Annotated in this window: 3 protein-coding genes and 2 pseudogenes; 2 read left to right on the forward strand and 3 right to left on the reverse strand. The window is 71.8% G+C overall.

Translation table 11 applies throughout. The annotated features are described in order from the left end of the window. Both A9O63_RS22370 and A9O63_RS17810 read right to left on the reverse strand, forming a co-directional pair. Nucleotides 1–413: pseudogene (locus tag A9O63_RS22370) on the reverse strand (hypothetical protein); the annotation flags it as partial. Nucleotides 414–647: 234 nt separating this feature from the next. After that, entirely contained in the window at nt 648–2,099 is a 1,452-nt protein-coding gene (locus tag A9O63_RS17810; RefSeq protein ID WP_069333119.1) for a DegQ family serine endoprotease, read from the reverse strand. Nucleotides 2,100–2,344: 245 nt separating this feature from the next. Here A9O63_RS17810 and A9O63_RS17815 point away from each other — a divergent pair, with 245 nt between their 5' ends. Both A9O63_RS17815 and A9O63_RS17820 read left to right on the forward strand, forming a co-directional pair. After that, a complete protein-coding gene (locus tag A9O63_RS17815) occupies nt 2,345–3,019 on the forward strand; it encodes a response regulator (RefSeq protein WP_011339150.1) in 675 nt (224 codons plus the stop codon). Continuing rightward, the gene (locus tag A9O63_RS17820; protein ID WP_069333120.1) at nt 3,016–4,410 is read left to right on the forward strand and encodes a sensor histidine kinase; all 1,395 of its coding nucleotides are present in this window, start codon (nt 3,016–3,018) and stop codon (nt 4,408–4,410) included. Before A9O63_RS17815 ends, A9O63_RS17820 begins: the two co-directional genes overlap by 4 nt. Nucleotides 4,411–4,474: 64 nt before the next feature. Here A9O63_RS17820 and A9O63_RS17825 read toward each other — a convergent pair. Beyond that, a pseudogene (locus tag A9O63_RS17825) lies at nt 4,475–5,091 on the reverse strand (hypothetical protein); the annotation flags it as partial.

The following is a 5,091-nucleotide window of genomic DNA, read 5'->3' on the forward strand; positions in this document are numbered from 1 at the left end:
CCCGCCGCCATGTCCGAGCCGCCTGCGGCCGAGCCGGAGCTTCCCGCCGCGCCCGTGGCGGACATGTCCGAGCCGGACGAGCCGCTGCCCGCCGCCATGTCCGAGCCGCCTGCGGCCGAACCGGAGCTTCCCGCAGTGCCCGTGGTGGACATGTCCGAGCCGGACGGGCCGCTGCCCGCGGCCATGTCCGAGCCGCCTGTGGCCGAACCGGACGTGCTCATGTCGGAGCCGCCCGCGGCGGACAGGTCCGTCCCCGAACCGCTCATGGCGGATCCGCTGTCGGCAGCGCTCCCGCTGGAGGACGGCATGTCGGACGCTCCGGTGAGGGATGCGAGCTCTGCCGCACAGTCGGCATGTGCGGCGGTGGCTCCGGCAAGCGCCAGGGCGCAGGTCGTGAGGGTCAGGCGTTTCATGGATCTCCTCCTCTCCAAGTTGGACGCAGGCCCTGCAACCGCGGGAGGGGATGCTTGTTCCGGCGCGCGGACCCGTGCGACGGGGTTGGGCCCGCCGGGGAAGATCCCGATCGCCCGGGCGCTTGGCCGGAAACGCCGATACGGGCCCCTGTGCGGGGCCCGTATCCGATCCACAGGCTGAACGATCCTGCGGAGCGCCCGGGCCGCGAGACGCGGCAGGGGCGGCGGCCCTTCTCAGGACGCGGTCACTTCGGCGCCCACATAGACCGGGTTGCCCTGCCGCAGCACCTTCATCAGCATCACGCCCTTGCCGCGCGCCTCCCGCATCGCCGAGGCCAGATCGCGCGGCGTCTCGACCGGCCGGCCCGCCGCTTCCTGGATCACGTCGCCCGGCGCGAGCCGGTCGGCATTCGGGCCCGAGGGATCGACGGCCGTCACCACGACGCCCGAGGCGCCCTCCGGCAGGCCCAGCTGGCGTGCAAGCGCGGGCTCCAGCGGCTGGACCTCGATGCCGAGCGGCCCGCCGAGCCCTTCGGGAGACTCGGCCGCGGCGACCTGCGCCCGGTGAGGCGTCAGTTCTCCGATCGTCACGGTGATCTCCTGCTCGCGGCCGTCGCGCTGGACCGTGAGCCGGGCCTTCTCGCCGTTCGGGATGGCCGCGATCAGCCGCGGCAGGCTCGCACGTTCCGTCAGCTCCTGACCGTTCACCGCCGTGATGACATCGCCGCTCTCGAGGCCGCCCTCGTCGGCGGGGCTGCCCTGCTGCACCTCGGCCACGAGGGCCCCGTCGCGCCCCTCGAGACCCATGGCCTGCGCGATCTCGGGCGTCATGCCCTGAACCGTGACCCCGAGCCAGCCGCGCGAGACCGAACCCTTCTCCTGAAGCTGGGCCACGACATCCTTCACCGTATTCGCGGGGATCGAGAACCCGATGCCCACCGAGCCGCCGGAGGGCGAGAAGATCGCGGTGTTCATGCCGACGACCTTGCCTTCCGTGTCGAAGAGCGGGCCGCCCGAGTTGCCGCGGTTGATGGCCGCGTCGGTCTGGATATAGTCGTCGTAGGGGCCCGAGTTGATGTTGCGCCCCATGGCCGAGACGATGCCCGAGGTGACGGTGCCGCCCAGCCCGAACGGGTTGCCGACCGCCACGACCGCATCGCCCACGCGCAGCTTCTCGCTGTCGCCGAGCTCGACGAAGGGCAGATCTTTGGCATCCTTCAGCCGGATCACCGCGATGTCGGTCATCGGATCGGTGCCCACGACTTCGGCCTTGAACTCGCGGCCGTCCTCGAGCTTGACCTTCATGTCGGTCGCATTCTCGACCACATGGTTGTTGGTGACGATGACGCCGTCCTGCGAGATCAGGAAGCCCGATCCGAGCCCGTGCATGACCTGACCGCCCTCGGGGGCCTCGGGCATGCGGAACTGCGGGTCGATCTCGCCGAAGCGGCGGAGGAATTCCTCGAGGGGAGAGCCCGCCATCGGCGTGGGCTCTTTCGACTTGGCCGTCACCTCGATGAAGACGACGGCGGGCGAGACGCGGGCGACGAGATCGGCATAGCCCTGCATCGGCACCTCGGCCCGGGCCGCGGTCGGCGGCAGGGTCGTGCCGGCGACACCGGCGGTGATGAGGGTGCTGGCGATCAGGACGGCCTTCAGCGAGGAACGCGGGGTGGGCATCGGCATGGAACTCTCCTTGGGTTACCGGGGCGCGCCGGGCCCGGCGGCCGGAGCCGCGGGCCGCAGGGGACGCGGGCCTTGGGGCACAACATGGGCGCGGCACTTGCGGGTCCGATTACCGCCGGATTACCATTCCGTAAGCTCGCGGGGACGTGATCGGATCGGGGCCGCCCCGAACCTTACCGAACCGTGAGAATGCGGAAAGGTTGCGGCAAGACGGGGGGCGCAGACTCCCGTCTATGGAGAATGACATGAAGATCCTGCTTGCCGAGGACGACCGCCAGACCGCCGACTACCTCCGCCAGGGTCTTCTGGCCGAGGGCTACAGCGTGGATCATGTGCCCGACGGGCGCGACGCGCTGGTGCAGGCGACGCTGCAACCCTACGACCTCCTCGTGGTCGACCGGATGATGCCGGGGCTCGACGGGCTCTCGCTGGTCAAGGCACTGCGCTCGGCGCAGATCAAGGCGCCGATCCTGATCCTGACCGCCATGGGCGGCGTGACGGACCGGGTGGAGGGGCTGCAGGCCGGGGCCGACGACTATCTGGTCAAGCCCTTCGCCTTCTCGGAACTGTCGGCGCGGCTGGCGGCGCTGGCCCGCCGTCCCGCCCTCGCCGAGGGGGCGCGCGATCTGTTGCGGGTGGGCGATCTCACACTCGACACCGTGCGCCGCACCGTCAGCCGCGGCGGCACCGAGATCGATCTCCAGCCCCGCGAATTCCGCCTTCTCGAACATCTGATGCGGGCCGCAGGCCGCGTGCAGACGCGCACGATGCTGCTCGAAGCGGTCTGGGACTTCCATTTCGATCCCGGCACGAGCGTCGTCGAAACCCACATGAGCCGCCTGCGCGCCAAGATCGACCGGCCGTTCGACAAGCCGCTGCTCCATACGGTCCGCGGTGCGGGCTACATGCTGAAGGCATGAGCCTGCGCACCTCCCCCGACCCGCAGGCGGGGATCTCGCGCCTGTCCGGCTCCTCCTCGCTGCGGCTGGCGGCGCGGCTCGCGCTGATCTTCGTGGGGGCCACGCTTCTGGCCGGGCTCGTGTCGGTCCCGCTCCTCACGGGGGCGCTGAAGGACCGGCTGCGCGCGGACGCCCGGCAGATGGCGGAGTCGCTGGCCGCGACCTGGCAGGTCGCGGGGCTCGTCGATCTGCACGCCCAGATCGCAGCCAACGTGGCCACCACGCGCGACTTCGCGAACCTCTATCTCTTCATCGACAATTCGGGCCGGATCGTCTTCGGCAACTTCCACCTGCCCGAGCCCTTCGTCGGGCCGCGCGAACTCGTCTCCGGGCGCGACATGCTGCTGCCGGGCGAGGCGCCGGCGGGGATCGGCTTCTCGGCCTACGGCCTGCGCATCCCGGCGGGCTATGTGATCGCGGCCCGCCAGACCAGCGCGCTCGACGAGGTGCGGGCGATCGTGATCCGGGCGGTGGCCTCGGGGCTGGCGCTGGCGCTTCTGCTGGCACTGGGGGTGGCGGGGCTGCTGGCCTGGGGGGCGGAGCGGCGCATCGCGCGGCTTTCCAGCGTGCTGACGCGGGCGTCGGGCGGCGATCTGTCCGAGCGGGTGCAGGATGCGGGCAGCGACGACATCGGCCGCATCGCGGGCGCGGTGAATGCGACGCTCGACCAGCTGGAGCTGACGGTCGAGAGCCTGCGGCAGGTCTCCTCCGACGTGGCGCACGATCTGAGGACGCCGATCACCCGCCTGCGCACCTCGCTCGAACCGCTGATGCTGCGCGAGGATCTGCCCGAAGATGCCGCGGCCGACATCGCCTCGGCGGTCGGTCAGGCCGACCGGATCGTGCGGATCTTCAACGCCGTGCTGCGCATCGCCCAGATCGAGGGCGGCGGCGCCCGCCCGCGCTTCGCGAAGCTCGATCTGGGGCGCCTTGCGGAGGATCTCCACGAGTTGCTGGAGCCGGTGGCCGAGGAGCTGGGCCACCGCATCGCCGCCCGGATCGAGCCCGTGGCGGTCGAGGGCGACCGCGACCTCCTCGCGCAGGCCATCTCGAACCTCGTCGAAAATGCCTTCCGCCATTGCCCGCCGCCCGCCCATGTCGCGCTGACGGTGAGGCGCGAGGGGGCGGAGGCGGTGGTGACGGTCGAGGATGACGGGCCGGGCATTCCCGAGGCCGAGCGCGAGGCGGTCTTCCGCCGCTTCTACCGGCTCGAGCGGAGCCGCAACAGCGAGGGAAGCGGCCTCGGCCTGAGCCTCGTCGCGGCGGTGGCGCGCCTCCACGGCGGCCGCGTCGAGCTGGACGACGCGGAGCCCGGCCTGCGCGTCATGCTGCGGCTGCCGGTGGGCGGCTGACCGGCCCGTCTCTCTTGGGGAAAGCGACCCCCGCCCGCACTAGCGGCCGGCGAGGGTCGGGGCCTCAGCGGCGGGCGATCTCCATGCCGGCCAGCGGGCAGCTGCCGGTCTGCGCCTTCGCAAGCTTCAGCGCCTCCGCCTCCTTCACGAGCTGGCACAGCATCGGGAAGCTCGACGAGCCGCTGCCGCCCTCGGGGTCGGACAGGGTGAGGAGGCCGTCGGTCACCTCCCACTTGCCCGCGACCGAAGTGTCGAGCTCGACATTGCGCATGGTGAAGGAGCCGTCGGGAGAGAAGGTCGCGAACAGCGGCCCGATCCCGTAGGTGCCTGCCCCGAGGTCGGGAGCCTCGGCCTGCGCGGGTGCCCCGGACTGCGGCGCGGCTTCGGGTTCCGTGCTGGCGGCGGTCGATCCTTCGGAGGCCGCGTCATCGGATGCCCCAGCCGGTACCGGTTCGGCCTCTGTGGCAGGGGTCGATCCTTCGGACGCGGCGTCCTCCTGCGCGCCGGCCGCAGTCCCGGCTGCCCCGGCCGGGGCCGGCTCGGCCGCGGCATCGGCACCCTCGCCCTGCGCATCCTCTGCGGCCGCCTCCGGCTGATCGGCCGCGCCTTCGGTTGCGGCCTCCGGTTCGGCCGCAGGTTGAGACCCTGCCTCCGACCCTTCCGCCTGCCCTGCGGCGTCCG

The organism is Cereibacter johrii, assembly GCF_001720585.1.
In the GTDB taxonomy this organism is placed as follows: Bacteria; Pseudomonadota; Alphaproteobacteria; order Rhodobacterales; family Rhodobacteraceae; genus Cereibacter_A; species Cereibacter_A johrii.